Below are 24,795 nucleotides of genomic sequence, written 5' to 3' on the forward strand. Positions count from 1 at the left end.
ATGGTCAGCCTTACGCTATGAAAAACACTCCTTATAATTTGCGTGCTATTGCTGCTAAAGCTCTCAGTTCGGTACTCGATCAAGGGCAATCCCTTAGCACGGTTCTTCCAGCACTGAGCAAAGAAGTCAGTGAAAAAGATCGCGCACTGCTGCAGGAACTTTGCTTCGGGGTGCTGCGCGTTCTACCTCAGCTTGAATGGTATATTCAGCAATTGATGGCTAAGGTTCTTACCGGCAAGCAGCGCTCATTGCATTACCTCATCATGGTGGGCATTTACCAGCTGGTTTATACTCGCATCCCACCTCACGCCGCATTAGCGGAAACGGTAAATGGTGCGGTAGCTTTAAAACGGCCGCAGCTGAAAGGATTGATCAACGGCGTACTACGTCAGTTTCAACGCCAAGAAGATCAGCTCAAAGAACGTTCCCAAAATAACGAATGTCGCTTCCTCCATCCTTCTTGGTTACTGAAACGCTTGCAGCAAGCTTATCCAGAGCAGTGGGAATCTATCGTTGATGCCAATAATCAGCGCCCGCCAATGTGGCTACGCGTTAATCGCCTTCACCACACCCGTGATGAATATCTGGCATTGCTGGCAAACGCTGAAATTAATGCTTTTGCCCACCCGCAGTTCCCTGATGCTATTTGCCTTGAAGAAGCCTCGCCCGTCGGACGCCTGCCAGGGTTTGAACAAGGATGGGTCACCGTACAAGACGCTAGTGCCCAGCACTGCGTCGATCTCCTTGATCCGCAAAACGGCGAACAGATCCTCGATCTATGCTGTGCGCCTGGGGGAAAAACGACACATATTCTCGAAGCGGCACCAAAAGCACATGTGCTTGCCGTTGACGTTGATGAAAATCGCCTGAAACGCGTAAAAGAAAACCTGCAACGCTTGCAACAGCAGGCCGAAGTGAAATGCGGCGATGGGCGCTACCCAGAGAGCTGGTGTGGCGACAAACAGTTTGATCGCATCTTACTTGATGCCCCTTGCTCCGCGACCGGTGTGATCCGTCGTCATCCTGATATCAAGTGGTTACGCCGCGATCGTGATATCGCTGAACTAGCTGCGTTGCAGAAAGAGATCATTGAAGCTATTTGGCCACGCTTAAAATCAGGCGGAGTAATGGTGTATGCCACCTGCTCTGTTTTACCTGAAGAAAATGCTCAACAGATGCGCGAGTTCCTTACCCGCCATCCTGAAGCGAAACTTGTAGCCACCGGAGACAACGAGAACCCAGGGCTACAACATCTTCCCCATACACAGGATGGTGATGGGTTCTTTTACGCTAAGCTGATTAAAGCATGACAGTGTCTGCCTGCGGACGACACAGGCTTATCAATAGCGCAAAACAGAGAGCACAATGAAGATAATTATTCTTGGCGCCGGACAAGTGGGCGGCACACTGGCAGAAAACTTGGTCGGTGAAAACAACGACATAACTATTGTCGATACAAATAGCGATCGCCTTCGCCAATTGCAGGATAAATTCGATCTTAGAGTGGTTCAAGGCCACGGTTCTCACCCGCGCGTATTACGAGAAGCAGGCGCAGATGATGCCGATATGCTTGTGGCAGTCACAAGTTCTGATGAAACCAACATGGTTGCCTGTCAGGTGGCATATTCTCTATTTAATACACCAAACCGTATCGCGCGTATTCGTTCGACAGAATACATACGCGAAAATGAGCGTCTGTTTAATGCCGAAGCTGTTCCTATAGATCATCTCATATCACCTGAGCAGTTGGTGACTGATTATGTCTATCGCTTGATCGAGTATCCTGGCGCATTGCAGGTTGTGAACTTTGCTGAAGGAAAAGTCAGTCTTGCGGTGGTAAAAGCCTATTATGGTGGCCCACTGGTGGGCAACGCATTAGCTTCCCTAAAAGAACATATGCCACACATTGATACGCGCGTTGCTGCTATTTTCCGTCAAGATCGCCCGATCAGGCCTCAGGGTTCTACAATCATTGAAGCTGGTGATGAAGTCTTTTTTGTTGCCGCATCACAGCATATCCGCGCCGTTATGAGCGAACTTCAGCGCCTAGAGAAACCTTATAAGCGCATCATGATTGTTGGCGGTGGGAACGTCGGCGCAGGTTTAGCTCATCGCTTAGAAAAAGACTACAGCGTGAAGCTGATTGAACGCAATCAACAGCGTGCTGCTGAATTAGCCGAAATTTTGCATGACACCATCGTGTTCTACGGCGATGCCTCCGATCAAGAATTGCTGATGGAAGAGCACATTGATCAGGTTGATGTATTTATTGCCCTGACTAACGATGATGAAGCCAATATCATGTCTGCAATGTTAGCTAAGCGCTTAGGTGCCAAAAAAGTCATGGTACTGATTCAAAGAAGTGCCTATGTAGATTTGGTTCAGGGCAGCGTTATCGACATCGCTATCTCACCACAGCAAGCTACTATTTCTGCTCTGCTCGGGCACGTTCGAAAGGCAGATATCGTCAGCGTTTCCTCGCTGCGCCGTGGTGTTGCTGAAGCTATCGAGGCCATCGCGCACGGTGATGAAAGCACGTCAAAAGTCGTCGGGCGTAGAGTCGAGGAAATCAAGCTGCCGCCGGGTACAACTATCGGGGCTATCGTTCGTGGTGACGATGTGATCATCGCTAATAGTGAGTCTAAAATTGAACAAGGCGACCATGTCATCATGTTCTTAACGGACAAAAAATTTATTACCGACGTTGAGCGCCTGTTCCAGCCAAGCCCATTCTTCTTATAGCCGTGCAAATGAGTGGCAGCATTGTATTCATGTTTGGACGCGTTGATGACTGTTAATTTTGCATCTGAGTTTTGTCAATTAATGCTATGTTTGTTAAGCTTGTGTTATTGATTTTATAAGGGGTGGTCTATGAGTTTATTAAAAGAGTTTCGTGAATTTGCCATGCGTGGCAACGTGGTTGATTTAGCTGTCGGTGTTATCATCGGTGCTGCTTTCGGCAAAATTGTCTCATCTTTAGTTGCCGATATTATTATGCCCCCACTAGGCCTGCTCATTGGCGGTGTTGATTTCAAGCAATTCCATTGGGTTATGCGTGCCGCAGAAGGTGCAACACCGGCGGTCATCATGAACTATGGCCAATTTATCCAAAACATCTTTGATTTTGTGATCGTCGCTTTCGCTATTTTCTTGGCAATTAAGCTGATGAACAGAATGCGTCGTCAGGAAGCAGACGTTCCAGCAGCTCCACCTGCACCAACAACAGAAGAAAAGCTGTTAACAGAAATTCGCGATCTGCTAAAACAGCAGCAAAAATAATTTGTTGGTGTTAATAAAAAAGCCGCTTAATAAAGCGGCTTTTTTATTTCTGATAGAAAACAGAAGGCTGTAGGTAAAATACATCATCATTAATGCAGTTTGCCTACAGCCTCCCAGCTGCCTTTTTTGCCATGTTTAGCTTTACGGCTATAGCTACCTTTGCCTTTGTTATTTTTCTCTACGCGCTGCTTGAACAATGGATCATGTAAAAGAGCCTGAATAGCATTATCAGCAATTACGCCTTTGGTATGTTGATATTTAGTCGTCATAATAACTTCCTCATTAACAATATGATGGCTTAGGGTAAACCCCTCGTAAATCTATACGCGTCAATCGCTCTGCCGCGCCCTGCTCCAAGGCTTCAAGAATAGAACAGTAGGTACTCGTATGCGCTTTTCCACAGCACGCATCACTTAGGCGCTTTAGAGAACCACGCATAAGTTCCAACTCACTAATCTTACTTTCTACCTCAGCCAATCTGGCGTCAACGATCGATTTCGATTCTTGGCAAGTATGGTGCATAGGATCAACTCGGATCGAGAGTAACTCGCGAATCGACTCTAGCGTAAAACCAAGTTGCTTAGCATAGCGGATAAAACGTAATCGTTGAAGATCATGATCGGTGTAGAGCCGGTACCCGCCTTCTGTCCGCACTTCATGATCCATCATCTTCTGCTTTTCGTAATAACGAACGGTGTCTGGAGTTACGCCAGCAAGCTTCGCCAATTGTCCGATACGATACATAGTTTGTCTCTACTCAGGGTCAAAATGCTGGGTAAATTTATCCGCATACTCAGTATGTAAAAAATCCGTGCTCATACCCGCTTGCCGTAAACGAAATTCTAATACAGCCAATTTTTTATTGAGCTCTATAAAATCAGGATGCTCACGAGAAAGACCACGAAGCAGTGACGCTAGCGTTGCGGCTTCCTTTCTTTGCTCGATCTCAGGTGGCAAACATCCCGCATTTTTTAAAAGACGGTAACCAACACGTAAGTCTGCTGGAACATGAGAGTCATCATCCAGCAATAGAGGCTTACCCTCACCAGATAGATTATCAAGCTCACCGCGCTTCAACGCTGAACTAATATGGCGCTCGGCCCATTCATCGACTAAAAACATAGCACTCAATCCAAATGAATATCTCTATAGCTTATAGCAGGATGACAGAAAAAATGAAGGAATACGCAGAAGGTGAAGTAAAGGCGATAAATTTTAGATATAAAAAAGCCGGGCCTAAGCCCGGCATTTTCATGCTCCTACAGATTACTCTGCAGTCGCTTCTGCATCAGATACAGAACGATCAACGAGTTCGATGTAAGCCATCGGCGCGTTGTCGCCTGCACGGAAGCCACACTTCAGAATGCGAGTGTAACCACCGGCGCGGCTCGCGAAACGCGGGCCTAGCTCGTTAAACAGTTTTGCCACGATCTCGTTATCACGAGTACGGGCGAATGCCAGACGACGATTAGCAACGCTGTCGGTCTTGGCAAGAGTAATCAGCGGCTCAACCACGCGACGCAGCTCTTTCGCTTTCGGCAGGGTCGTCTTGATGATTTCATGACGAACCAAAGAGCCGGCCATATTGCGGAACATAGCTTGGCGATGGCTGCTGTTACGGTTCAGTTGACGACCACTCTTACGATGGCGCATGACCTTATCCTTCTCAGTAAAACCTTAACCTGTGACCTAGTTACTCGTCAGCAATGCTAGCTGGCGGCCAGTTTTCGAGGCGCATGCCCAGAGACAGACCACGTGAAGCCAGCACGTCTTTAATCTCAGTAAGAGATTTTTTACCCAAGTTCGGCGTTTTCAGCAACTCAACTTCGGTACGCTGTACTAGATCACCGATGTAGTGGATAGCTTCTGCCTTGAGGCAGTTAGCAGAGCGGACAGTCAATTCCAGATCGTCAACAGGGCGCAGCAGGATCGGATCGAACTCCGGCTTCTCTTCTTTAACTTCCGGCTGACGCACATCACGTAGGTCAACGAAAGCTTCAAGTTGTTCAGCCAAGATAGTTGCCGCACGGCGGATTGATTCTTCCGGATCAATCGTACCATTGGTTTCCATCTCGATAACCAGCTTGTCCAGGTCGGTACGCTGTTCAACACGAGCCGCTTCAACATTGTAAGCAATACGCTCTACAGGGCTGTAGCAAGCATCGACTAACAGACGGCCGATCGGGCGCTCATCTTCTTCCGAATGAATTCGGGCAGAAGCCGGCACATAACCACGACCACGCTGAATTTTGATACGCATACTAATTGATGCATTTTCATCAGTCAGATGGCAGATCACATGCTGCGGCTTGACGATTTCGACATCACCATCATGGGTGATATCGGCTGCAGTCACAGGGCCAATGCCAGACTTATTCAGGGTAAGAATAACTTCATCTTTGCCTTGAACTTTCACCGCCAGCCCTTTCAGGTTGAGCAGGATTTCCAGGATATCTTCCTGTACACCTTCTTTGGTGCTGTACTCATGTAGTACACCATCAATCTCAACCTCGGTCACCGCGCAACCCGGCATAGATGAAAGCAGAATACGGCGCAGTGCGTTACCAAGAGTATGGCCAAAGCCACGCTCTAACGGCTCAAGGGTCACCTTGGCGTGCGTCGAACTCAGTTGCTCGATATCTACCAGGCGCGGTTTTAGAAACTCTGTCACAGAACCCTGCATTGTGTCCTCTCTTTGGTACTAAGCTTTACTTAGAGTAAAGCTCGACGATCAGGTGTTCGTTAATGTCCGCAGACAGGTCGGAACGTTCAGGATTACGTTTGAACACACCTTCCATCTTAGCAGCATCAACTTCCAGCCAAGTCGGCTTTTCACGCTGCTCAGCCAGCTCCAGAGCGGCCTTCACACGAGATTGCTTTTTAGCTTTCTCACGTACGCTGACTACGTCATTAGGAGATACCTGATAAGAAGCGATGTTAACAACGCGACCATTTACTACGACTGCTTTATGGCTAACCAACTGACGTGCTTCTGCACGAGTGGCGCCGAAGCCCATACGGTAAACGACGTTGTCCAGACGACCTTCCAGCAGTTGCAACAGGTTTGCACCAGTGTTGCCTTTCAGGCGGGCTGCTTCTTTATAATAGTTACGGAACTGACGCTCCAGAACGCCGTAGATACGACGAACTTTTTGCTTCTCACGTAACTGAACACCATAGTCAGACAGACGCGGTTTACGCGCACCGTGCTGGCCAGGTGCCTGCTCAATTTTACACTTGGTATCGATCGCACGAACGCCAGACTTAAGGAATAAGTCTGTGCCCTCACGACGGCTCAGCTTGAGCTTAGGACCCAAATATCTTGCCATTTTCTTTCTCCAACAATCCGAGGAACGACGTTATACGCGACGTTTCTTCGGCGGACGACAACCGTTATGAGGGATCGGAGTCACATCAGTAATATTAGTGATGCGGAAACCAGCCGCGTTCAACGCGCGGATAGTAGACTCACGGCCAGGACCAGGTCCTTTAACCATAACTTCCAGATTCTTAATTCCGTACTCTTTTACTGCTTCGGCGCAACGTTCTGCTGCTACCTGTGCGGCAAACGGAGTGGATTTACGAGAACCACGGAAACCGGAACCACCGGCTGTTGCCCAACCCAGTGCGTTACCCTGACGATCAGTAATGGTAACAATGGTGTTGTTGAAAGAAGCATGGACGTGAGCCACACCGTCAGAGACTTGCTTTCTTACACGCTTACGTGCACGAATAGGTGCCTTTGCCATTATTCAATCACCCCGATTATTTCTTGATCGGTTTACGCGGACCCTTACGGGTACGTGCGTTGGTCTTAGTACGCTGACCGCGAACCGGTAGACCACGACGATGACGCAAACCACGATAGGTACCAAGATCCATCAGACGCTTGATGCTCAGGGTTACTTCACGACGCAGGTCACCTTCTACAGTGTACTTGGCAACTTCGTCACGCAGCTTATCGATTTGCTCTTCAGACAGCTCACTGATCTTAACATTTTCAGCAATGCCCGTTGCTTCACAGATAGCCTGTGAACGGGTTTTGCCGATACCGAAGATCGCAGTTAATGCGATTACAGTATGTTTTTGATCAGGAATGTTAATGCCTGCTATACGGGCCACTATGCACTCCTAAATTTTTATACAACAGTACCACTCTGAAAAGCCCGTTTTCAGGATACTCAAATGATACTGTAGCAACATACAAAAGATTGGCTGGCTAATCTAGCCAGCTCAACCCAACTTTGCAAGAAAAATATGCGAGATAATCAGCCTTGACGCTGTTTATGCTTCGGTTCTACGCTGCAAATCACACGCACAACACCGTTGCGCTTAACAATTTTACAGTTACGACATAATTTCTTGACGGAAGCACGAACTTTCATTTTACTCTCCGTAACTTCTCAAACTCACCAAGATTAGCGGTTATAGCCTTTCAGGTTCGCTTTCTTCAATGCAGACTCATACTGACTTGACATCATTAGAGTTTGCACTTGAGCCATAAAGTCCATGATGACCACAACTACGATGAGTAGTGATGTACCACCAAAGTAGAATGGTACTTTCATTGCATCACGCATGAACTCCGGGATCAGGCAGATAAAGGTAATATACAACGCACCAATTAAGGTTAAACGAGTCATTACTTTATCGATATACTTCGCCGTTTGCTCTCCCGGACGAATTCCTGGTACGAATGCACCGGACTTCTTCAGGTTATCAGCTGTTTCTCTTGGGTTGAAAACCAACGCCGTATAGAAGAAACAGAAGAAGATGATTGCAGACGCATAGAGTAACACATAAAGCGGTTGCCCAGGCTGCAAATACAGCGAAATTGTAGTCAGCCAGTTCCAACCGGTGCCGCCCCCGAACCAAGATGCAATCGTGGCTGGGAACAGAATAATGCTGGAAGCAAAGATAGCAGGGATTACACCAGCCATATTCACTTTCAACGGTAAATGTGTGCTCTGTGCTGCATAAACACGACGACCTTGCTGACGCTTAGCATAGTTAACGACGATACGACGCTGACCACGTTCTACGAAAACAACGAAGAAGGTTACTGCAAATACTAACACTGCAACCAACAGCAACAGGAGGAAGTGCAGGTCGCCCTGCCGCGCTTGCTCGATAGTATGGCCAATTGCCGGCGGTAAACCCGCTACAATCCCCGCAAAGATAATGATTGAGATACCGTTGCCGATACCACGTTCAGTTATCTGCTCACCCAGCCACATTAGGAACATAGTCCCTGTAACCAAGCTCACCACCGCGGTGAAGTAGAACGCAAAGCCAGGGTTTATAACCAAGCCTTGCATTCCTGGCATATTCGGAAGACCGGTAGCAATACCGATCGACTGGAATATGGCTAAAACCAGCGTACCGTAACGGGTGTACTGACTAATCTTACGACGGCCAGCCTCCCCTTCTTTCTTAATTTCCGCTAACGCTGGGTGAACCACCGTTAACAACTGGATAATAATGGACGCAGAAATATACGGCATAATACCCAGAGCAAAGATAGAAGCACGGCTGAGAGCACCACCAGAGAACATGTTAAACATTTCAATGATGGTGCCTCTCTGCTGTTCGAGCAGTTTGGCAAGTACAGCGGCATCAATACCAGGGATCGGAATGAAAGAGCCAATACGGAAAACTATGAGCGCCCCAATTACAAACAGCAGTCTGCGCTTGAGTTCGCCAAGTCCACCCTTGGCACTTTGATAATCTAATCCTGGTTGCTTAGCCATCTGCTACTTATTCCTCAATTTTACCGCCAGCAGCTTCGATAGCAGCACGAGCGCCTTTGGTGACACGAAGGCCACGCAAAGTCACAGCACGATTGATTTCACCAGAAAGCATAACTTTCGCGAATTCAATCTGTGGGCCAACTACGTTAGCGGCTTTCAGAGTGTTCAGGTCGATAACATCGCCTTCAACTAAAGCGATCTCTGACAGACGAACTTCTGCAGTGATCATTGCTTTACGAGAAGTAAAGCCGAATTTCGGCAGACGACGGTACAGAGGCATCTGACCACCTTCGAAACCACGACGTACGCCACCGCCAGAACGAGACTTCTGACCTTTGTGACCACGACCGCCGGTTTTACCCAGGCCAGAACCGATACCACGACCCAGACGCTTGGAAGCGTGCTTGGACCCTTCGGCCGGAGACAGAGTATTTAAACGCATCTCTTACTCCTCAACTTTAACCATGTAGGAAACCGCGTTGACCATACCACGTACAGCAGGAGTATCCTCGCGCTCTACGGTGTGGCCAATACGACGCAGACCCAGGCCAAGCAGCGTTGCCTTGTGTTTCGGCAGACGACCGATTGCACTGCGGGTTTGAGTTATTTTAATAGTCTTTGCCATGGTCAATTACCCCAGAATTTCTTCAACGGATTTACCACGCTTGGCAGCGACCATTTCTGGGGACTTCATGCTAGCCAGACCATCGATAGTTGCACGAACCACATTAATTGGGTTGGTGGAACCATAGGCCTTAGCTAGAACGTTGTGAACCCCAGCGACTTCCAGAACGGCGCGCATTGCACCACCGGCAATAATACCGGTACCTTCGGAAGCCGGCTGCATGAACACACGAGAACCCGTGTGAGCACCTTTAACAGGGTGCTGCAGGGTGCCGCTGTTCAGCGCGACATTCATCATGTTGCGACGGGCTTTTTCCATCGCTTTCTGGATCGCTGCTGGAACTTCACGCGCTTTACCGTAACCAAAACCTACGCGACCATTGCCATCACCCACTACAGTTAGTGCGGTGAAGCTAAAAATACGGCCACCTTTTACAGTTTTAGATACGCGATTTACCGCGATCAGCTTTTCCTGCAGTTCGCCAGCTTGTTTTTCGATGTGAGCCATCTTACACCTCTACCTTAGAACTGAAGGCCAGCTTCACGGGCAGCATCTGCCAGTGCCTGGACACGACCATGATATTGGAAACCAGAGCGGTCAAAAGATACGCCTTTGATGCCCTTCTCCAACGCGCGCTCAGCAATAGTTTTACCTACAGCGATTGCAGCATCTTTGTTCCCAGTATATTTCAGTTGTTCACTGATTGCTTTTTCTACAGTAGAAGCAGCGACCAGAACTTCAGAACCATTCGGAGCAATTACCTGTGCGTAAATATGACGCGGGGTACGATGTACCACCAGGCGAGTTGCACCCAGCTCTTTGAGCTTGCGGCGTGCGCGGGTCGCACGACGGATACGAGCAGATTTCTTATCCATAGTGTTACCTTACTTCTTCTTAGCCTCTTTGGTACGCACGACTTCGTCGGCGTAACGGACACCCTTGCCTTTATAAGGCTCAGGACGACGGTAAGCGCGCAGATCTGCTGCCACTTGTCCGATTAACTGCTTATCAGCGCCTTTCAGCACGATTTCAGTCTGGGACGGGCATTCAGCAGTAATACCTGCTGGCAGAGCATGTTCAACTGGGTGAGAAAAGCCTAAAGCTAAATTCACAGAGTTGCCCTTGACTGCTGCACGGTAACCGACACCTACCAACTGAAGCTTCTTAGTGAAGCCATCGGTAACACCAACAACCATTGCGTTAAGCAGCGCACGAGTGGTACCCGCTTGGGCCCACGCATTTGCAAAACCTTCGCGTGGTGCGAAAGTCAGTGCGTTATCAGCATGCTTAACTTCAACGGCGTCGTGGACTGTACGAGTCAGCTCGCCGTTTTTACCCTTAATCGAAATTACCTGACCGTTGAGTTTGACCTCTACGCCGGCAGGAATGACGACGGGTGCTTTTGCAACACGAGACATTCTTTCCTCCCGATTAAGCTACGTAGCAGAGAATCTCGCCACCAAGACCAGCCTGGCGAGCTGCACGATCAGTCATAACACCTTTAGAGGTAGAAATAACAGCGATACCCAAACCGGCCATAACTTTTGGCAGCTCATCTTTTTTCTTATAGATGCGCAGACCTGGACGGCTGATACGTTGAATGCTTTCTACCACTGCCTTGCCCTGGAAGTACTTAAGTACTAATTCCAGTACAGGCTTGGTGTCGCCTTCGATTTTGAAATCTTCAATAAAACCTTCTTCCTTCAGCACGTTGGCAATTGCCACTTTCAGCTTGGAGGAAGGCATGGTGACCGCAACTTTGTTCGCGGCTTGACCGTTACGGATACGGGTCAGCATATCCGCGATCGGATCTTGCATGCTCATCTGTCTTTACTCCCGTGATTCAATTGGTGACAATTACCAGCTAGCCTTTTTCAGACCCGGGATTTCACCGCGCATAGCGGCTTCACGGACCTTAATACGGCTCAACCCGAACTTACGCAGGAAAGCGTGCGGACGGCCAGTTTGACGGCAGCGGTTACGCTGACGGGACGGGCTGGAATCACGCGGCAGAGTCTGCAGCTTAAGAACAGCATCCCAACGATCTTCGTCAGAAGCGTTCACGTTAGAGATGATCGCTTTCAGTTCAACGCGTTTGGCAAAGAACTTATCAGCTAATTTCACGCGCTTGACTTCGCGTGCTTTCATGGATTGCTTAGCCATTAGTAACCCTACCTTACTTGCGGAACGGGAAGTTGAAAGCAGTCAGCAGCGCACGGCCTTCATCATCGGATTTCGCAGTAGTGGTAATGGTAATATCCAAACCACGAACGCGATCGACTTTATCATAATCGATTTCCGGGAAGATGATCTGTTCACGCACGCCCATGCTGTAGTTACCACGACCATCGAATGACTTAGCAGACAAGCCACGGAAGTCACGGATACGAGGTACAGCAATGGAAATCAGACGCTCAAAGAACTCCCACATGCGTTCGCCACGCAGAGTTACTTTACAGCCGATCGGATAGCCCTGGCGGATTTTGAAGCCTGCAACTGATTTGCGTGCTTTAGTGATCAACGGCTTTTGACCGGAGATTGCTGCTAAGTCAGCTGCTGCATTATCCAGCAGTTTCTTATCAGCGATCGCTTCACCAACACCCATATTCAGGGTAATCTTCTCGACCCGTGGGACTTGCATGACAGAATTGTAGCCGAACTCAGACATGAGTTGCTTGACTACTTCGTCTTTGTAGTAATCATGCAGTTTCGCCATCGTACTACTCCAAATTACTTGATAGTTTCGCTGTTAGATTTGAAGAAACGGACTTTTTTGCCGTCTTCGAATCTAAAGCCTACACGGTCAGCCTTACCGGTTGCCGCATTGAAGAGAGCAATGTTAGAAACCTGAATAGCAGCTTCTTTTTCAACAATGCCACCTGGTTGGTTCAGGGCCGGAACCGGCTTCTGATGTTTCTTAACCAGATTAATTCCTTCAACGATGACCTTGCCAGAAGACAGGACATTTTTTACTTTACCGCGCTTACCTTTATCTTTACCGGTTAGCACGATAACTTCGTCATCACGACGGATTTTCGCTGCCATGGTTCGCTCCTTAGAGTACTTCTGGTGCCAGAGAGATAATTTTCATGAACTTTTCATTACGCAGTTCACGAGTTACCGGCCCAAAAATACGCGTACCGATAGGCTGCTCAGAGTTATTGTTTAAAATAACACAAGCATTGCCATCGAAGCGAATGACAGAACCGTCCGGGCGACGAACACCCTTCTTGGTGCGCACCACTACCGCCTTCAGCACATCGCCTTTCTTGACCTTGCCACGAGGAATTGCTTCCTTGATGGTGATCTTGATGATGTCGCCGACGCCTGCGTAGCGACGGTGCGAGCCACCTAGAACCTTGATACACATTACGCGACGTGCACCGGAGTTGTCGGCCACGTTCAGCATAGTCTGTTCTTGGATCATGTTAGTGCTCCGCTAATGTCAACTACAACTTTGGACCCAGAATGGGTCGTTTGAAATCCCCACAATTGAGGGCGCAGCATTATAACACCGCTTCCAGAATATGGGTAGAAAAAATAAACGGCTCAGTTTTTGAGCCGTTTATAGTACTCGAGATGCGTACTGTATTACAGAACGGCTTTCTCTACAACGCGAACAAGTGTCCAAGACTTAGTCTTAGACAGTGGACGGCATTCGCGGATTTCTACCACGTCACCGATACCACATTCATTGTTCTCGTCGTGTACGTGCAGCTTGGTCGTACGTTTGATGAATTTACCATACATTGGGTGCTTCACCATACGCTCGATCGTAACAACAACGGATTTCTCCATTTTGTCACTAACTACTCGACCTTGCAGAGTACGGATTTGATCAGTCATTACGCACCCGCCTTCTCAGTCAGTAAAGTCTTAACGCGTGCGACATCACGACGCACTTGCTTCAACAGGTGAGATTGTTGCAGCTGACCGCTTGCCGCTTGCATGCGCAGGTTAAATTGCTCACGCAGCAGGCTCAGCAGTTCAGTGTTCAGCTCTTCAACACTTTTCTCACGCAGCTCTTGTGCTTTCATTACATCACCGTCTTAGTTACAAAGGTGGTTTTGATAGGCAGTTTCGCTGCTGCCAGCTTGAAGGCCTCACGGGCCAGCTCTTCAGGCACGCCGTCCATTTCGTACAGGACTTTACCCGGCTGGATCAAGGCAACCCAATACTCTACGTTACCTTTACCTTTACCCATACGAACTTCAAGCGGCTTTTCAGTGATCGGCTTGTCTGGGAACACACGGATCCAGATTTTACCCTGACGCTTAACTGCACGAGTCATCGCACGACGAGCTGCTTCGATTTGACGAGCAGTCAGACGGCCACGGCCAACAGCTTTCAGACCGAAAGTGCCGAAGCTAACATCCGTACCTTGCGCCAGACCACGGTTGCGGCCTTTGTGCACCTTACGGAATTTTGTACGCTTTGGTTGTAACATTCAGCGACTCTCCTTACTTGCGGCCTTTACGCTGCTGCTTTTTAGGTTGAGCAGCCGGTTTTTCCGGTTGTTCAACTGCAGCCATACCACCCAGGATCTCACCTTTGAAGATCCATACCTTAACGCCGATTACACCATAAGTGGTGTGCGCTTCAGAGGTGTTGTAATCGATATCCGCACGCAGAGTATGCAACGGAACACGACCTTCACGGTACCATTCGGTACGCGCGATTTCAGCACCGCCAAGGCGGCCGCTTACTTCAACTTTAATACCTTTAGCGCCCAGACGCATTGCGTTCTGTACAGCACGCTTCATAGCACGACGGAACATAACACGACGTTCCAGCTGTGAAGTGATGCTATCAGCAACCAATTTTGCGTCCAGTTCTGGTTTACGAACTTCGGCGATATTGATTTGCGCAGGAACGCCAGCGATATCCGCTACGACCTTACGCAGTTTTTCGACATCTTCACCTTTCTTGCCGATAACGATGCCTGGACGAGCAGTGTGAATAGTCACACGGATGCTCTTCGCAGGACGCTCGATAACGATGCGAGAAACGGAAGCTTTCGCCAGTTCCTTAGTCAGGAATTGACGAACTTTAAAGTCGCTGTCCAGGTTGTCAGCGAACTCTTTGGTATTCGCGAACCAAGTAGAGTTCCAAGGTTTGACAATACCCAGGCGAATACCATTAGGATGTACTTTCTGACCCATTGCTAGTCTCCAGAGTCTCAGCGATCGGACACAACCACTGTAATGTGGCTGGTGCGCTTCAGGATACGATCTGCACGACCTTTAGCACGCGGCATAATGCGCTTCATGCTTGGGCCTTCGTCGACGAAGATTTTCGTCACTTTCAGATCATCGATGTCAGCGCCATCGTTGTGTTCTGCGTTAGCAATAGCAGACTCAAGTACTTTCTTAACCAGACCAGCAGCTTTCTTGTTGGTGTAGGCTAAAGTTTCCAGAGCTTGCGACACTTTCTTACCGCGGATCAGGTCAGCAACGAGGCGAACCTTCTGAGCAGAAGAACGAGCGTGGCGATGTTTAGCGATAGTTTCCATCTCTTCCTCCTACCTTAGCGCTTTTTAGCTTTTTTATCAGCCGCATGGCCGCGATAAGTACGAGTCGGCGCGAATTCACCTAACTTGTGACCGACCATTTCATCGGCTACAAATACTGGAACGTGCTGACGACCATTATGGACAGCGATGGTCAAACCGATCATGTTTGGAAAGACCGTTGAACGACGGGACCAAGTCTTAATAGGCTTTTTGTCTCCGCTTTCCACCGCTTTCTCTACCTTCTTCAGCAAGTGCAGGTCAATGAAAGGACCTTTCTTGAGAGAACGTGGCATGGCTTATCCTCTAATTATTTTTTACTACGGCGACGTACGATGAATTTATCAGTACGCTTGTTGCTGCGGGTCTTCTTACCTTTGGTCTGCAGGCCCCATGGGGAAACAGGGTGCTTACCAAAGTTACGACCTTCACCACCACCGTGTGGATGGTCGACTGGGTTCATCGCAGTACCGCGAACGGTAGGACGAACACCACGCCAGCGGCTTGCACCTGCTTTACCCAGAACGCGCAGCATATGCTCAGCGTTACCAACTTCGCCTAAGGTAGCACGGCAGTCGGATGGGATTTTACGCATTTCACCAGAACGCAGACGCAGGGTGACATATGCACCATCGCGAGCAACGATCTGAACGTATGCGCCAGCAGAACGAGCTAGCTGACCACCTTTGCCTGGTTTCATTTCTACGTTATGAACGGTAGAACCAACCGGGATGTTACGCATCGGCAAGGTGTTGCCAGGTTTGATAGCAGCATCAACACCAGACTGAATCTGGTCACCCGCTTTCAGGCCTTTAGGCGCCAGGATATAACGGCGTTCGCCGTCTTTGTACAGAACCAGTGCGATATTCGCAGAACGGTTCGGATCATATTCCAGACGCTCAACAACAGCAGGAATACCATCTTTGTTGCGTTTGAAGTCAACCAGACGATAATGCTGTTTGTGACCACCACCGATGTGACGAGTGGTGATGCGGCCATTGTTGTTACGGCCACCGGATTTGCTCAGTTTTTCAAGCAACGGGGCATACGGTTTGCCCTTGTGCAGCTCAGGGTTAACCACTTTAACAACGTGGCGACGACCCGGAGATGTCGGTTTACATTTAACAATTGCCATTGTTCGCTACTCCTCCGACTTACTCTGCGCCGCCGATGAAGTCCAGATTCTGGCCTTCTTTCAGGGTGACGTAAGCTTTTTTCCAGTCGCTACGACGACCAACACGCTGACCGTGACGCTTCACTTTACCTTTAACTACCAGGGTGTGAACTGCATCAACTTCAACTTCGAACAGTTTCTTAACTGCGGCTTTGATTTCTGCTTTAGTTGCATCTTTAGCAACTTTGAGAACGATGGTGTTGGTTTTTTCCATCACCATAGACGCTTTTTCAGAAACGTGCGGCGCGCGCAGTACTTTCAGCAGACGTTCTTCACGGATCATGCCAGCATCTCCTCAACTTGCTTCACAGCGTCAGCAGTCATAACCACTTTGTCGAAGGCGATCAAGCTAACTGGGTCGATACCTGTAACGTCACGCACATCAACCTTGTACAGGTTGCGAGCGGCCAGGAACAGATTTTCGTCGACTTCGCCGGTTACAATCAGCACGTCTTCCAGCGCCATGTCTTTCAGTTTCTGTGCCAGCAGCTTAGTTTTAGGCGCTTCTACAGAGAACTTCTCGACGACGATCAGACGATCTTGACGTACCAGTTCGGACAGAATGCTTTTCAGCGCGCCGCGGTACATCTTTTTGTTAACTTTTTGACTGTGATCCTGAGGCTTCGCAGCGAATGAAACGCCACCGGAACGCCAGATCGGGCTCTTAACAGAACCAGAACGAGCGCGACCAGTACCTTTCTGACGCCACGGTTTTTTGCCTGAACCAGTTACTTCAGCACGGGTCTTCTGAGCACGAGTACCTTGACGGGCACCAGCTGCATAAGCAACTACAACCTGGTGTACCAGCGCTTCGTTGAAATCACGACCGAAGGTAGTTTCGGAAACAGTCAGCGCGCTTTGCGCGTCTTTCAATACTAATTCCATTCCTATCTCCTCACGCCTTAACAGCTGGTTTAACGATCAGGTCGCCACCGGTTGCACCCGGAACAGCACCCTTAACCAGCAGCAGGTTGCGCTCAGCGTCAACACGTACTACATCCAGGCTCTGAACGGTTACGCGTTCGTTACCCAGTTGGCCTGCCATTTTCTTGCCTTTGAACACTTTGCCCGGAGTCTGGTTCTGACCGATAGAACCCGGAACGCGGTGAGACAAGGAGTTACCATGGGTAGCATCTTGGGTACGGAAGTTCCAGCGCTTAACTGTGCCAGCAAAACCTTTACCTTTAGAAGTACCGGTAACGTCAACTTTTTTAACGTCAGCAAAAATTTCAACGCTAATGCTCTGACCTACGGTGAACTCTTCGCCTTCGTTCAGACGGAATTCGCGCAGGGTGCGGCCAGCTTCTACGCCAGCTTTAGCGAAGTGACCAGCTTCTGGCTTAGATACACGGTTTGCTTTTTTAGCACCCGTAGTTACCTGTACAGCGCAGTAGCCGTCGTTATCCAGGCTTTTCACCTGAGTAACACGGTTTGCTTCGATTTCGATAACGGTTACTGGGATAGATACGCCATCTTCAGTGAAGATGCGGGTCATACCCACTTTTTTACCGACTAAACCAATCATTGTTTCAACCTCTCAATCGTTCAATGACCTGATTAACCCAGGCTGATCTGCACGTCTACACCAGCAGCCAGATCCAGACGCATCAGAGCATCAACGGTTTTCTCGGTTGGCTCAACGATGTCAACCAGACGCTTGTGAGTGCGAATTTCGTACTGATCGCGCGCGTCTTTGTTGACGTGCGGAGAAATCAGAACGGTAAAGCGCTCTTTGCGGGTCGGCAGCGGGATCGGACCACGGACTTGCGCACCAGTGCGCTTAGCAGTCTCGACGATTTCCGCGGTTGATTGATCGATCAGACGATGATCAAACGCTTTCAGGCGGATACGGATTCTTTGGTTCTGCATGAGACCAGAGCTCCAATTATTTTATAAACGTAAAAAATTACTCCTCACACCCATTTCGATTGATGGGGGAGTGTAATCGTTCAACATATAACCCCCATATCGGGAGTATTGTTCGATAGTCTAGGACTATCTCTGATTCAGAATCAGACTTACCAAGATTAGGTAAGCCCGCGCATTATACGTAAACCAGCTCAGGAAGCAACCTAAATGCGCAAAAATAGTGGAAAGCCTTCCGCCCTATCCTAACTGTGTAGCGCAATTTTTATCACATATACGCAGTAAGAGTACGTGTTTAGGTCCTGAATTGCATAAAATTCATACAGCGGTGTGACATAGACTCCAATTAAATACCCTCTATTGCTCAATACGCTTAGATATGATGATGCACATATCGAATGGAGGTGATACAGATGGAATTGCTTGCGGAAATCTATTCATGCGTCATTTCAGACAATGGAGTGCGTGTAGAACTAAGCGTCGTATTTGCCTTTTGTGCTAGTTGCGCTACTTATGTCACAAGACGTGCCATACCTAAGCAATTTCTTTCTCCAGATGCTGCTTCCACTTTTGACACTCCGCCTCTGCCTTCTATCTGCAGAGGTAACCTAATGATGCAAATCGGGTATGGTATATTTTTTCTCGCTATTTCTATCTGGCCTCATATCAGCCTATCAATCTTGCCTATTATTTGGCTAGTTAGCTGGTTTCTCATCACCTTGTCACTTTTGGATATTCAGCATTACCTCTTGCCAGATATACTTACATTACCCCTACTCTGGCTAGGTCTTGGTTTTAATGCCTGCACTCATGCTATTCCAATAGAACACGCTGTGGCTGGTGCAATCACGGGTTATACCTTTATTTGGCTTCTAGGCTGGATCACTAAACATTTGGCTGGAAAGATGGGTATCGGATTAGGTGACGCCAAACTGTTAGCCGCGCTTGGTGCATGGGCTGGGTATGAAAACTTGGCATTGATATCTGCAAGTGCTTCGCTTGGCGGGATTATTTGGTGGGTTACAAGACAGTTTTGTTCAATGAAAAAGAACCACCCTCTACCTTTTGGTCCTTGCTTGTCCATCGCCGGCTGGGTGGTTATTTTCGATATATTGCAATCATGGAAATTAAGCTTCTTCTTTCACCTGAGCTAGTAGGTAATTTTGGATACCCAAACGTTGGATAAGCTCCAACTCAGTTTCCAGCCAGTCGATATGCTTTTCTTCGTCAGACAGGACTTCAATCATGAGATCACGGCTAACATAGTCATGGACTGAGTCTGCATAAGCTATGCCTTCGCGTAAGTTTTTTGCACCATCGAGTTCTAACTTAAGATCGGATCTCAACATTTCTTCCACGTCTTCTCCAATATTAAGTTTCCCTAAATCTTGAAGATTTGGCAGCCCTTCTAAAAAAAGAATCCTTTCGATGTAACGATCGGCATGTTTCATCTCATCGATCGACTCGTGGTACTCAATATCATTGAGCCTTGTGAGGCCCCAATTTTTGAACATGCGTGCATGAAGGAAATACTGATTGATGGCTACAAGTTCATTTCCAAGTAGCTTATTGAGGTGGCCAATAACCTTTTTATCGCCTTTCATAAACAAAACCCTCCGCTTCCAGTTCTTTTAGTGTAGAACCAGAGACTGAAGAGTCAAAAAATAACCCTATTTTTATGCCACGTTTATGAAGTTACTTTGAAGTACCGTGGTTTCCTCATCGAAAATCTCTCGAGCCTGACGAATACATTTGCCGCATTCAGATCCGAATGGAACTATTTTGCGTAAATGATGAAGAGTGCTCGGCTGATATTTGCGGATTGCATGACGTATCGTTTTGTCCGAAATCCCATTACATAAGCAAACGTACATATTCTACTCTTTATTGATTTGATAATAATAGTCTAAATAATAAACGTTATCATTTCAATAAAGGCATCTTGTTTTCTTGCTTATAATATGTACTAACTTGAAACAACACATGTTTTTCTTGTAATAAAAAAGGGCGCCTAAGCGCCCTTTTATTGCATTCAGTTCAGAAGCTAAATATTAGCTCATTACCTTAGCAACAACACCAGCACCAACGGTACGGCCGCCTTCGCGGATTGCGAAACGCAGACCATCGTCCATTGCGATTGGGTGGATCAGGGTAACGATCATTTTGATGTTATCGCCTGGCATTACCATTTCCACGCCTTCTGGCAGTTCGATGGTACCGGTCACGTCAGTTGTACGGAAGTAGAACTGTGGACGGTAGCCTTTGAAGAACGGAGTATGACGGCCGCCTTCATCTTTGCTCAGAATATAAACTTCTGACTCGAACTTGGTGTGTGGTTTGATAGAGCCTGGTTTAGCCAGAACCTGACCACGTTCGATGTCTTCACGCTTGATACCACGCAGCAGAACACCAACGTTCTCGCCTGCACGACCTTCGTCCAGCAGTTTACGGAACATTTCAACGCCGGTACAAGTTGATTTAACGGTATCTTTGATACCAACGATCTCAACTTCTTCACCAACTTTAACGATACCGCGCTCTACACGACCGGTAACAACAGTACCACGGCCAGAGATAGAGAATACGTCTTCGATTGGCAACAGGAATGGCTTGTCGATAGCACGTTCTGGTTCTGGGATGTAAGAATCCAGAGTTTCAGCCAGTTCTACGATCTTAGCTTCCCACTCAGCTTCGCCTTCCAGCGCTTTCAGAGCAGAACCACGGATGATTGGAGTATCATCGCCTGGGAAGTCGTACTGAGACAGAAGTTCACGAACTTCCATTTCTACCAGTTCCAGCAGCTCTTCATCATCAACCATGTCGCATTTGTTCAGGAATACGATGATGAAAGGAACGCCAACCTGACGACCCAGCAGGATGTGCTCACGAGTCTGAGGCATAGGGCCGTCAGTCGCAGCAACAACCAAGATAGCGCCGTCCATCTGCGCAGCACCGGTGATCATGTTTTTAACGTAGTCAGCATGCCCTGGGCAGTCAACGTGCGCGTAGTGACGTGACGGGGTGTCATATTCAACGTGAGAAGTGTTGATGGTGATACCACGTGCTTTTTCTTCTGGCGCGTTATCGATCTGGTCGAATGCACGTGCAGAACCACCGTAGGTTTTAGCCAGAACGGTAGTGATTGCAGCAGTCAGGGTAGTTTTACCGTGGTCAACGTGGCCGATTGTACCAACGTTAACGTGCGGTTTTGTACGTTCAAATTTTTCTTTAGACACGGCTTTATTCCTTACTCTTGTGCTCTCCCTTCATAGAGAGAGCACGGGATCAATGTTTTAAACTAGTAGCTTATTTGCCACGAGCTTCAATAACGGCCTGAGCAACGTTGTTCGGCGCATCATCATACTTCAGGAATTCCATGGAGTAAGATGCACGACCTTTGGTCAGAGAACGCAGCTGAGTTGCGTATCCGAACATTTCAGACAACGGCACTTCAGCGTGAATCTGAACGCCAGTAGCGTTAGATTCCTGACCTTTCAGCTGGCCACGACGACGGCTAAGGTCACCGATAACGTCACCAGTGTTCTCTTCTGGAGTTTCAACTTCAACCTTCATGATAGGTTCAAGCAGAACTGGTTTCGCTTTCTTAAAGCCATCTTTGAAGGCGAGAGAAGCGGCCAGTTTAAACGCCAGCTCAGAGGAGTCAACGTCATGGTAAGAACCGAAGTGCAGACGCACGCCGAGGTCAACTACCGGATAACCAGCCAGTGGACCAGATTTCAGCTGCTCCTGGATACCTTTATCAACGGCAGGGATGTATTCGCCAGGAATTACACCACCTTTGATGTCGTTGATGAACTCGTAACCTTTCGGATTTGAGCCCGGCTCCAGTGGGTACATGTCGATAACAACATGACCATACTGACCACGACCACCAGACTGCTTGGCGTGTTTACCTTCGATATCAGTAACTTTCGTGCGAATCGCTTCACGATAAGCAACCTGAGGTTTACCGACGTTCGCTTCAACGTTGAATTCACGCTTCATGCGGTCAACGATGATGTCGAGGTGCAGCTCACCCATACCTGCGATGATGGTCTGGTTAGATTCTTCATCAGTCCATACGCGGAATGATGGGTCTTCTTTAGCCAGACGGCCCAGAGCCAGACCCATTTTTTCTTGGTCAGCTTTGGTTTTCGGTTCTACTGCGATGGAGATTACCGGTTCAGGGAATTCCATACGCTCCAGAATGATCACGTTATCCGGATCACAAATGGTGTCACCAGTAGTCACGTCTTTCAGGCCGATTGCCGCAGCAATGTCGCCTGCGCGAACTTCTTTGATCTCTTCACGCTTGTTAGCGTGCATCTGAACGATACGACCAAAACGCTCACGTGCCGATTTTACCGGGTTAAAGACGGTATCACCTGAGTTAACAACACCAGAGTACACGCGGAAGAACGTCAGGTTACCAACAAACGGGTCGGTAGCAATTTTGAACGCCAGAGCAGCAAATGGCTCTTCATCGCTCGCGTGACGCTCAGCCGGAGTATCTTTACCGTCGTCCAGCATACCGTTGATTGCAGGTACGTCAGTCGGTGATGGCAGGTAATCAATTACCGCATCCAGCATCGCCTGAACACCTTTGTTCTTAAATGCAGAACCACAAGTAACAAGAATAATCTCGTTACGCAGTACGCGTGAACGCAGGGCAGTTTTGATTTCTTCCTCGGTCAGCTCTTCGCCGCCCAAGTATTTATCCATCAGCTCTTCAGAAGCTTCTGCTGCAGATTCAACCAGATTCTGGTGCCATTCGGCCGCCAGCTCAACCATATCAGCAGGGATTTCTTCGTATTCGAAGGTCACGCCCTGATCGGCATCGTTCCAGTTGATCGCTTTCATTTTCACCAGGTCAACAACACCGGTGAAACCTTCTTCAGCGCCAATTGCCAACTGAAGCGGAACAGCGTTCGCGCCCAGACGGGATTTAATCTGGCCTACAACTTTCAGGAAGTTAGCACCCATGCGGTCCATTTTGTTAACGAACGCAATGCGTGGAACTTTGTATTTGTTAGCCTGACGCCATACGGTTTCAGACTGTGGCTGAACACCACCAACCGCGCAGTAAACCATTACCGCACCGTCAAGAACACGCATAGAACGTTCAACTTCGATGGTGAAGTCAACGTGCCCTGGGGTGTCGATGATGTTTACGCGATGCGGTTCATACTGCTTAGCCATACCTGACCAGAACGCAGTAGTTGCAGCGGAAGTGATGGTGATACCACGTTCTTGTTCCTGTTCCATCCAGTCCATGGTGGCAGCGCCGTCATGAACTTCACCGATTTTATGGTTTACACCGGTGTAGAAAAGGATACGTTCGGTAGTAGTAGTCTTACCGGCGTCGATGTGTGCGCTGATACCGATATTACGGTAGCGGGCAATGGGTGTTGTACGAGCCATTTGATTCCTCTATTCCTAGGACGTTCAAGTTAAGTTACCCATAGCGGGCGGCTTGCTTGAAGCGCCCGCTTGGTGACTAACACTATGAAGGGATTACCAACGATAGTGAGCGAACGCCTTGTTGGCTTCGGCCATACGGTGAACGTCTTCACGTTTCTTAACTGCAGTACCTTTGTTTTCTGCAGCATCAGAAAGTTCGTTCGCCAGGCGCAGAGCCATGGATTTATCACCGCGTTTACGAGCAGCTTCAACGATCCAACGCATTGCCAGAGCATTACGACGAACCGGACGGACTTCTACTGGTACCTGATAAGTAGAACCACCAACGCGACGGGATTTAACTTCGACGGTTGGGCGGACGTTGTCCAGGGCTACTTCAAAAGCTTCCAGTTCGTTTTTACCAGAACGCTGAGCCAGGGTCTCCAGCGCGGTATATACGATTGCTTCTGCGGTAGATTTTTTACCATCTACCATCAGGATGTTTACAAATTTAGCCAGCAGTTCTGATCCGAACTTAGGATCCGGCAGAATTTTACGCTGACCAATGACGCGACGACGTGGCATGGAAATACTCCGTTGTTAATTCAGGGTTGTCCAAAACTCTATAGTTCGAGTTTGACATTAAAGTTAAAACGTTTGGCCTTACTTAACGGAGAACCATTAAGCCTTTGGCTTCTTCACGCCGTATTTGGAACGTGATTGCTTACGGTCTTTAACGCCGGAGCAGTCAAGCGCACCACGAACGGTGTGGTAACGAACACCTGGCAAGTCTTTTACACGACCGCCACGGATCAGGATCACGCTGTGTTCCTGCAGGTTATGACCTTCACCACCGATGTAGGAGGTAACTTCAAAACCGTTAGTCAAACGCACACGGCAAACTTTACGCAGTGCGGAGTTTGGTTTTTTAGGAGTGGTGGTATATACGCGAGTACATACGCCACGTTTCTGCGGGCAAGCTTCCAGCGCAGGAACGTTGCTTTTAGCAACCTTCATGGAGCGTGGTTTGCGTACCAGCTGATTAATTGTTGCCATTAATAGCTCCTGGTATTTGCTTCGTTTTTTGCTTCGTAAACAAGTGTGATAAATCTCCCCATAAAGCCATGGGCAAAATATGAGGACGCAGAATTTTATGGCTGCCCAGTATAGGTGTCAAGAAATATACAAGATC

General features: G+C 48.3%; 41 protein-coding genes. 4 read left to right on the top strand and 37 right to left on the bottom strand.

What is annotated here, in order from left to right; all coding sequences use genetic code 11:
• Window positions 1–17 precede the first annotated feature (17 nt).
• From rsmB to mscL, 3 genes are all read left to right on the top strand, one after another.
• On the top strand, window positions 18–1,310 hold the full coding sequence (gene rsmB, locus AB3Y96_RS20430) for a 16S rRNA (cytosine(967)-C(5))-methyltransferase RsmB (RefSeq protein ID WP_367300097.1): 1,293 nt from the start codon (window positions 18–20) through the stop codon (window positions 1,308–1,310).
• Between the two features lie 55 nt (window positions 1,311–1,365).
• Complete coding sequence (trkA, locus tag AB3Y96_RS20435; RefSeq protein ID WP_025802637.1) at window positions 1,366–2,742, top strand: Trk system potassium transporter TrkA; 1,377 nt, start codon at window positions 1,366–1,368, stop codon at window positions 2,740–2,742.
• A gap of 129 nt (window positions 2,743–2,871) precedes the next feature.
• Complete coding sequence (gene mscL / locus AB3Y96_RS20440; RefSeq protein ID WP_040046965.1) at window positions 2,872–3,279, top strand: large-conductance mechanosensitive channel protein MscL; 408 nt, start codon at window positions 2,872–2,874, stop codon at window positions 3,277–3,279.
• Window positions 3,280–3,368: 89 nt separating this feature from the next.
• Here mscL and AB3Y96_RS20445 read toward each other — a convergent pair whose 3' ends face one another.
• The 31 genes from AB3Y96_RS20445 to rpsJ all read right to left on the bottom strand — a co-directional run bounded on the left by AB3Y96_RS20445 (window position 3,369) and on the right by rpsJ (window position 18,206).
• The gene (locus AB3Y96_RS20445; protein WP_072309468.1) at window positions 3,369–3,548 is read right to left on the bottom strand and encodes an alternative ribosome-rescue factor A; all 180 of its coding nucleotides are present in this window, start codon (window positions 3,546–3,548) and stop codon (window positions 3,369–3,371) included.
• A gap of 13 nt (window positions 3,549–3,561) precedes the next feature.
• Entirely contained in the window at window positions 3,562–4,023 is a 462-nt protein-coding gene (gene zntR / locus AB3Y96_RS20450) for a Zn(2+)-responsive transcriptional regulator (protein WP_072309467.1), read from the bottom strand.
• A 9-nt stretch (window positions 4,024–4,032) separates the two neighbouring features.
• A complete protein-coding gene (locus AB3Y96_RS20455) occupies window positions 4,033–4,401 on the bottom strand; it encodes a DUF1992 domain-containing protein (RefSeq protein ID WP_367300098.1) in 369 nt (122 codons plus the stop codon).
• 144 nt (window positions 4,402–4,545) lie between these two features.
• The gene (gene rplQ / locus AB3Y96_RS20460; RefSeq protein ID WP_008815460.1) at window positions 4,546–4,932 is read right to left on the bottom strand and encodes a 50S ribosomal protein L17; all 387 of its coding nucleotides are present in this window, start codon (window positions 4,930–4,932) and stop codon (window positions 4,546–4,548) included.
• Window positions 4,933–4,972: 40 nt separating this feature from the next.
• Window positions 4,973–5,962, bottom strand: coding sequence for a DNA-directed RNA polymerase subunit alpha (gene rpoA, locus AB3Y96_RS20465; protein WP_004846552.1), 990 nt, complete (start codon window positions 5,960–5,962; stop codon window positions 4,973–4,975).
• Between the two features lie 25 nt (window positions 5,963–5,987).
• Window positions 5,988–6,608: a 30S ribosomal protein S4 gene (rpsD, locus tag AB3Y96_RS20470; protein WP_025802647.1), complete on the bottom strand. Its 621-nt coding sequence runs from the start codon at window positions 6,606–6,608 to the stop codon at window positions 5,988–5,990.
• A gap of 30 nt (window positions 6,609–6,638) precedes the next feature.
• A complete protein-coding gene (rpsK, locus tag AB3Y96_RS20475; protein WP_002438687.1) occupies window positions 6,639–7,028 on the bottom strand; it encodes a 30S ribosomal protein S11 in 390 nt (129 codons plus the stop codon).
• Between the two features lie 16 nt (window positions 7,029–7,044).
• Window positions 7,045–7,401, bottom strand: a complete 357-nt coding sequence (gene rpsM / locus AB3Y96_RS20480) for a 30S ribosomal protein S13 (protein WP_008815461.1) — start codon at window positions 7,399–7,401, stop codon at window positions 7,045–7,047.
• A gap of 146 nt (window positions 7,402–7,547) precedes the next feature.
• The gene (rpmJ, locus tag AB3Y96_RS20485; protein WP_008815462.1) at window positions 7,548–7,664 is read right to left on the bottom strand and encodes a 50S ribosomal protein L36; all 117 of its coding nucleotides are present in this window, start codon (window positions 7,662–7,664) and stop codon (window positions 7,548–7,550) included.
• Window positions 7,665–7,697: 33 nt separating this feature from the next.
• On the bottom strand, window positions 7,698–9,029 hold the full coding sequence (secY, locus tag AB3Y96_RS20490) for a preprotein translocase subunit SecY (RefSeq protein WP_004846557.1): 1,332 nt from the start codon (window positions 9,027–9,029) through the stop codon (window positions 7,698–7,700).
• Window positions 9,030–9,036: 7 nt separating this feature from the next.
• The gene (gene rplO, locus AB3Y96_RS20495; protein ID WP_004846562.1) at window positions 9,037–9,471 is read right to left on the bottom strand and encodes a 50S ribosomal protein L15; all 435 of its coding nucleotides are present in this window, start codon (window positions 9,469–9,471) and stop codon (window positions 9,037–9,039) included.
• 3 nt (window positions 9,472–9,474) lie between these two features.
• Window positions 9,475–9,654, bottom strand: a complete 180-nt coding sequence (gene rpmD, locus AB3Y96_RS20500; protein ID WP_004846568.1) for a 50S ribosomal protein L30 — start codon at window positions 9,652–9,654, stop codon at window positions 9,475–9,477.
• Window positions 9,655–9,660: 6 nt separating this feature from the next.
• Window positions 9,661–10,161, bottom strand: a complete 501-nt coding sequence (gene rpsE, locus AB3Y96_RS20505; RefSeq protein ID WP_004846569.1) for a 30S ribosomal protein S5 — start codon at window positions 10,159–10,161, stop codon at window positions 9,661–9,663.
• A gap of 14 nt (window positions 10,162–10,175) precedes the next feature.
• Window positions 10,176–10,529 (bottom strand): 50S ribosomal protein L18, encoded by a 354-nt coding sequence (gene rplR, locus AB3Y96_RS20510; protein WP_004846572.1) that lies wholly within the window; start codon window positions 10,527–10,529, stop codon window positions 10,176–10,178.
• Between the two features lie 9 nt (window positions 10,530–10,538).
• Window positions 10,539–11,072 carry a 50S ribosomal protein L6 gene (gene rplF, locus AB3Y96_RS20515; RefSeq protein ID WP_025802661.1) on the bottom strand — a complete coding sequence of 178 codons (534 nt, stop codon included), beginning with the start codon at window positions 11,070–11,072 and terminating at the stop codon, window positions 10,539–10,541.
• A gap of 13 nt (window positions 11,073–11,085) precedes the next feature.
• Window positions 11,086–11,478, bottom strand: coding sequence for a 30S ribosomal protein S8 (gene rpsH / locus AB3Y96_RS20520; protein WP_025802663.1), 393 nt, complete (start codon window positions 11,476–11,478; stop codon window positions 11,086–11,088).
• 33 nt (window positions 11,479–11,511) lie between these two features.
• Window positions 11,512–11,817, bottom strand: a complete 306-nt coding sequence (rpsN, locus tag AB3Y96_RS20525) for a 30S ribosomal protein S14 (RefSeq protein WP_004846582.1) — start codon at window positions 11,815–11,817, stop codon at window positions 11,512–11,514.
• Between the two features lie 13 nt (window positions 11,818–11,830).
• On the bottom strand, window positions 11,831–12,370 hold the full coding sequence (gene rplE, locus AB3Y96_RS20530) for a 50S ribosomal protein L5 (RefSeq protein ID WP_004846583.1): 540 nt from the start codon (window positions 12,368–12,370) through the stop codon (window positions 11,831–11,833).
• Window positions 12,371–12,384: 14 nt separating this feature from the next.
• Window positions 12,385–12,699, bottom strand: a complete 315-nt coding sequence (gene rplX / locus AB3Y96_RS20535) for a 50S ribosomal protein L24 (RefSeq protein WP_004846586.1) — start codon at window positions 12,697–12,699, stop codon at window positions 12,385–12,387.
• A 10-nt stretch (window positions 12,700–12,709) separates the two neighbouring features.
• A complete protein-coding gene (gene rplN / locus AB3Y96_RS20540; protein ID WP_000613954.1) occupies window positions 12,710–13,081 on the bottom strand; it encodes a 50S ribosomal protein L14 in 372 nt (123 codons plus the stop codon).
• A gap of 164 nt (window positions 13,082–13,245) precedes the next feature.
• Window positions 13,246–13,500 (bottom strand): 30S ribosomal protein S17, encoded by a 255-nt coding sequence (gene rpsQ / locus AB3Y96_RS20545; RefSeq protein WP_004846590.1) that lies wholly within the window; start codon window positions 13,498–13,500, stop codon window positions 13,246–13,248.
• On the bottom strand, window positions 13,500–13,691 hold the full coding sequence (gene rpmC / locus AB3Y96_RS20550) for a 50S ribosomal protein L29 (protein WP_004846592.1): 192 nt from the start codon (window positions 13,689–13,691) through the stop codon (window positions 13,500–13,502). Before rpmC ends, rpsQ begins: the two co-directional genes overlap by 1 nt.
• Window positions 13,691–14,101, bottom strand: coding sequence for a 50S ribosomal protein L16 (gene rplP / locus AB3Y96_RS20555; protein ID WP_002438716.1), 411 nt, complete (start codon window positions 14,099–14,101; stop codon window positions 13,691–13,693). Before rplP ends, rpmC begins: the two co-directional genes overlap by 1 nt.
• A 13-nt stretch (window positions 14,102–14,114) precedes the next feature.
• The gene (gene rpsC, locus AB3Y96_RS20560; protein ID WP_004846598.1) at window positions 14,115–14,816 is read right to left on the bottom strand and encodes a 30S ribosomal protein S3; all 702 of its coding nucleotides are present in this window, start codon (window positions 14,814–14,816) and stop codon (window positions 14,115–14,117) included.
• A gap of 17 nt (window positions 14,817–14,833) precedes the next feature.
• Window positions 14,834–15,166 (bottom strand): 50S ribosomal protein L22, encoded by a 333-nt coding sequence (gene rplV / locus AB3Y96_RS20565; RefSeq protein WP_004391423.1) that lies wholly within the window; start codon window positions 15,164–15,166, stop codon window positions 14,834–14,836.
• Between the two features lie 14 nt (window positions 15,167–15,180).
• Window positions 15,181–15,459, bottom strand: a complete 279-nt coding sequence (rpsS, locus tag AB3Y96_RS20570) for a 30S ribosomal protein S19 (RefSeq protein ID WP_004846600.1) — start codon at window positions 15,457–15,459, stop codon at window positions 15,181–15,183.
• Window positions 15,460–15,473: 14 nt separating this feature from the next.
• The gene (rplB, locus tag AB3Y96_RS20575; RefSeq protein ID WP_025802669.1) at window positions 15,474–16,298 is read right to left on the bottom strand and encodes a 50S ribosomal protein L2; all 825 of its coding nucleotides are present in this window, start codon (window positions 16,296–16,298) and stop codon (window positions 15,474–15,476) included.
• Window positions 16,299–16,317: 19 nt separating this feature from the next.
• The gene (gene rplW, locus AB3Y96_RS20580) at window positions 16,318–16,620 is read right to left on the bottom strand and encodes a 50S ribosomal protein L23 (protein ID WP_004846604.1); all 303 of its coding nucleotides are present in this window, start codon (window positions 16,618–16,620) and stop codon (window positions 16,318–16,320) included.
• The gene (gene rplD, locus AB3Y96_RS20585) at window positions 16,617–17,222 is read right to left on the bottom strand and encodes a 50S ribosomal protein L4 (RefSeq protein ID WP_004846606.1); all 606 of its coding nucleotides are present in this window, start codon (window positions 17,220–17,222) and stop codon (window positions 16,617–16,619) included. The genes rplW and rplD overlap by 4 nt, the downstream gene beginning before the upstream one ends.
• Before the next feature lie 10 nt (window positions 17,223–17,232).
• The gene (gene rplC, locus AB3Y96_RS20590) at window positions 17,233–17,862 is read right to left on the bottom strand and encodes a 50S ribosomal protein L3 (RefSeq protein WP_025802672.1); all 630 of its coding nucleotides are present in this window, start codon (window positions 17,860–17,862) and stop codon (window positions 17,233–17,235) included.
• 32 nt (window positions 17,863–17,894) lie between these two features.
• Window positions 17,895–18,206 carry a 30S ribosomal protein S10 gene (rpsJ, locus tag AB3Y96_RS20595; protein WP_001181005.1) on the bottom strand — a complete coding sequence of 104 codons (312 nt, stop codon included), beginning with the start codon at window positions 18,204–18,206 and terminating at the stop codon, window positions 17,895–17,897.
• A gap of 410 nt (window positions 18,207–18,616) precedes the next feature.
• Between rpsJ and AB3Y96_RS20600 the strand changes: the two genes are divergently transcribed.
• A complete protein-coding gene (locus AB3Y96_RS20600) occupies window positions 18,617–19,357 on the top strand; it encodes an A24 family peptidase (protein WP_367300099.1) in 741 nt (246 codons plus the stop codon).
• Here AB3Y96_RS20600 and bfr read toward each other — a convergent pair.
• From bfr to rpsL, 6 genes are all read right to left on the bottom strand, one after another.
• Entirely contained in the window at window positions 19,331–19,807 is a 477-nt protein-coding gene (gene bfr, locus AB3Y96_RS20605) for a bacterioferritin (RefSeq protein ID WP_072309464.1), read from the bottom strand. The two genes, AB3Y96_RS20600 and bfr, sit on opposite strands and share 27 nt — an antisense overlap.
• 72 nt (window positions 19,808–19,879) lie before the next feature.
• Window positions 19,880–20,077, bottom strand: a complete 198-nt coding sequence (bfd, locus tag AB3Y96_RS20610; RefSeq protein ID WP_367300100.1) for a bacterioferritin-associated ferredoxin — start codon at window positions 20,075–20,077, stop codon at window positions 19,880–19,882.
• A 177-nt stretch (window positions 20,078–20,254) separates the two neighbouring features.
• A complete protein-coding gene (gene tuf / locus AB3Y96_RS20615; protein ID WP_038502512.1) occupies window positions 20,255–21,439 on the bottom strand; it encodes an elongation factor Tu in 1,185 nt (394 codons plus the stop codon).
• A gap of 70 nt (window positions 21,440–21,509) precedes the next feature.
• Window positions 21,510–23,624 carry an elongation factor G gene (gene fusA, locus AB3Y96_RS20620; protein WP_072309463.1) on the bottom strand — a complete coding sequence of 705 codons (2,115 nt, stop codon included), beginning with the start codon at window positions 23,622–23,624 and terminating at the stop codon, window positions 21,510–21,512.
• 93 nt (window positions 23,625–23,717) lie between these two features.
• A complete protein-coding gene (rpsG, locus tag AB3Y96_RS20625) occupies window positions 23,718–24,188 on the bottom strand; it encodes a 30S ribosomal protein S7 (RefSeq protein WP_017803037.1) in 471 nt (156 codons plus the stop codon).
• A gap of 96 nt (window positions 24,189–24,284) precedes the next feature.
• On the bottom strand, window positions 24,285–24,659 hold the full coding sequence (gene rpsL / locus AB3Y96_RS20630; protein WP_002212323.1) for a 30S ribosomal protein S12: 375 nt from the start codon (window positions 24,657–24,659) through the stop codon (window positions 24,285–24,287).
• Window positions 24,660–24,795 lie beyond the last annotated feature (136 nt).

Source organism: Hafnia alvei, assembly GCF_964063325.1.
Lineage (GTDB): Bacteria > Pseudomonadota > Gammaproteobacteria > Enterobacterales > Enterobacteriaceae > Hafnia > Hafnia alvei_B.

Excerpts from the sequence above, each read along its gene's own strand:
- rsmB (WP_367300097.1), top strand. The coding sequence starts at position 18 with ATGAAAAACACTCCTTATAATTTGCGTGCTATTGCTGCTAAAGCTCTC.
- trkA (WP_025802637.1), top strand. The coding sequence starts at position 1,366 with ATGAAGATAATTATTCTTGGCGCCGGACAAGTGGGCGGCACACTGGCA.
- mscL (WP_040046965.1), top strand. The coding sequence starts at position 2,872 with ATGAGTTTATTAAAAGAGTTTCGTGAATTTGCCATGCGTGGCAACGTG.
- AB3Y96_RS20445 (WP_072309468.1), bottom strand. The coding sequence starts at position 3,548 with ATGACGACTAAATATCAACATACCAAAGGCGTAATTGCTGATAATGCT.
- zntR (WP_072309467.1), bottom strand. The coding sequence starts at position 4,023 with ATGTATCGTATCGGACAATTGGCGAAGCTTGCTGGCGTAACTCCAGAC.
- AB3Y96_RS20455 (WP_367300098.1), bottom strand. The coding sequence starts at position 4,401 with ATGTTTTTAGTCGATGAATGGGCCGAGCGCCATATTAGTTCAGCGTTG.
- rplQ (WP_008815460.1), bottom strand. The coding sequence starts at position 4,932 with ATGCGCCATCGTAAGAGTGGTCGTCAACTGAACCGTAACAGCAGCCAT.
- rpoA (WP_004846552.1), bottom strand. The coding sequence starts at position 5,962 with ATGCAGGGTTCTGTGACAGAGTTTCTAAAACCGCGCCTGGTAGATATC.
- rpsD (WP_025802647.1), bottom strand. The coding sequence starts at position 6,608 with ATGGCAAGATATTTGGGTCCTAAGCTCAAGCTGAGCCGTCGTGAGGGC.
- rpsK (WP_002438687.1), bottom strand. The coding sequence starts at position 7,028 with ATGGCAAAGGCACCTATTCGTGCACGTAAGCGTGTAAGAAAGCAAGTC.
- rpmJ (WP_008815462.1), bottom strand. The coding sequence starts at position 7,664 with ATGAAAGTTCGTGCTTCCGTCAAGAAATTATGTCGTAACTGTAAAATT.
- secY (WP_004846557.1), bottom strand. The coding sequence starts at position 9,029 with ATGGCTAAGCAACCAGGATTAGATTATCAAAGTGCCAAGGGTGGACTT.
- rplO (WP_004846562.1), bottom strand. The coding sequence starts at position 9,471 with ATGCGTTTAAATACTCTGTCTCCGGCCGAAGGGTCCAAGCACGCTTCC.
- rpmD (WP_004846568.1), bottom strand. The coding sequence starts at position 9,654 with ATGGCAAAGACTATTAAAATAACTCAAACCCGCAGTGCAATCGGTCGT.
- rpsE (WP_004846569.1), bottom strand. The coding sequence starts at position 10,161 with ATGGCTCACATCGAAAAACAAGCTGGCGAACTGCAGGAAAAGCTGATC.
- rplR (WP_004846572.1), bottom strand. The coding sequence starts at position 10,529 with ATGGATAAGAAATCTGCTCGTATCCGTCGTGCGACCCGCGCACGCCGC.
- rplF (WP_025802661.1), bottom strand. The coding sequence starts at position 11,072 with ATGTCTCGTGTTGCAAAAGCACCCGTCGTCATTCCTGCCGGCGTAGAG.
- rpsH (WP_025802663.1), bottom strand. The coding sequence starts at position 11,478 with ATGAGCATGCAAGATCCGATCGCGGATATGCTGACCCGTATCCGTAAC.
- rpsN (WP_004846582.1), bottom strand. The coding sequence starts at position 11,817 with ATGGCTAAGCAATCCATGAAAGCACGCGAAGTCAAGCGCGTGAAATTA.
- rplE (WP_004846583.1), bottom strand. The coding sequence starts at position 12,370 with ATGGCGAAACTGCATGATTACTACAAAGACGAAGTAGTCAAGCAACTC.
- rplX (WP_004846586.1), bottom strand. The coding sequence starts at position 12,699 with ATGGCAGCGAAAATCCGTCGTGATGACGAAGTTATCGTGCTAACCGGT.
- rplN (WP_000613954.1), bottom strand. The coding sequence starts at position 13,081 with ATGATCCAAGAACAGACTATGCTGAACGTGGCCGACAACTCCGGTGCA.
- rpsQ (WP_004846590.1), bottom strand. The coding sequence starts at position 13,500 with ATGACTGATCAAATCCGTACTCTGCAAGGTCGAGTAGTTAGTGACAAA.
- rpmC (WP_004846592.1), bottom strand. The coding sequence starts at position 13,691 with ATGAAAGCACAAGAGCTGCGTGAGAAAAGTGTTGAAGAGCTGAACACT.
- rplP (WP_002438716.1), bottom strand. The coding sequence starts at position 14,101 with ATGTTACAACCAAAGCGTACAAAATTCCGTAAGGTGCACAAAGGCCGC.
- rpsC (WP_004846598.1), bottom strand. The coding sequence starts at position 14,816 with ATGGGTCAGAAAGTACATCCTAATGGTATTCGCCTGGGTATTGTCAAA.
- rplV (WP_004391423.1), bottom strand. The coding sequence starts at position 15,166 with ATGGAAACTATCGCTAAACATCGCCACGCTCGTTCTTCTGCTCAGAAG.
- rpsS (WP_004846600.1), bottom strand. The coding sequence starts at position 15,459 with ATGCCACGTTCTCTCAAGAAAGGTCCTTTCATTGACCTGCACTTGCTG.
- rplB (WP_025802669.1), bottom strand. The coding sequence starts at position 16,298 with ATGGCAATTGTTAAATGTAAACCGACATCTCCGGGTCGTCGCCACGTT.
- rplW (WP_004846604.1), bottom strand. The coding sequence starts at position 16,620 with ATGATCCGTGAAGAACGTCTGCTGAAAGTACTGCGCGCGCCGCACGTT.
- rplD (WP_004846606.1), bottom strand. The coding sequence starts at position 17,222 with ATGGAATTAGTATTGAAAGACGCGCAAAGCGCGCTGACTGTTTCCGAA.
- rplC (WP_025802672.1), bottom strand. The coding sequence starts at position 17,862 with ATGATTGGTTTAGTCGGTAAAAAAGTGGGTATGACCCGCATCTTCACT.
- rpsJ (WP_001181005.1), bottom strand. The coding sequence starts at position 18,206 with ATGCAGAACCAAAGAATCCGTATCCGCCTGAAAGCGTTTGATCATCGT.
- AB3Y96_RS20600 (WP_367300099.1), top strand. The coding sequence starts at position 18,617 with ATGGAATTGCTTGCGGAAATCTATTCATGCGTCATTTCAGACAATGGA.
- bfr (WP_072309464.1), bottom strand. The coding sequence starts at position 19,807 with ATGAAAGGCGATAAAAAGGTTATTGGCCACCTCAATAAGCTACTTGGA.
- bfd (WP_367300100.1), bottom strand. The coding sequence starts at position 20,077 with ATGTACGTTTGCTTATGTAATGGGATTTCGGACAAAACGATACGTCAT.
- fusA (WP_072309463.1), bottom strand. The coding sequence starts at position 23,624 with ATGGCTCGTACAACACCCATTGCCCGCTACCGTAATATCGGTATCAGC.
- rpsG (WP_017803037.1), bottom strand. The coding sequence starts at position 24,188 with ATGCCACGTCGTCGCGTCATTGGTCAGCGTAAAATTCTGCCGGATCCT.
- rpsL (WP_002212323.1), bottom strand. The coding sequence starts at position 24,659 with ATGGCAACAATTAATCAGCTGGTACGCAAACCACGCTCCATGAAGGTT.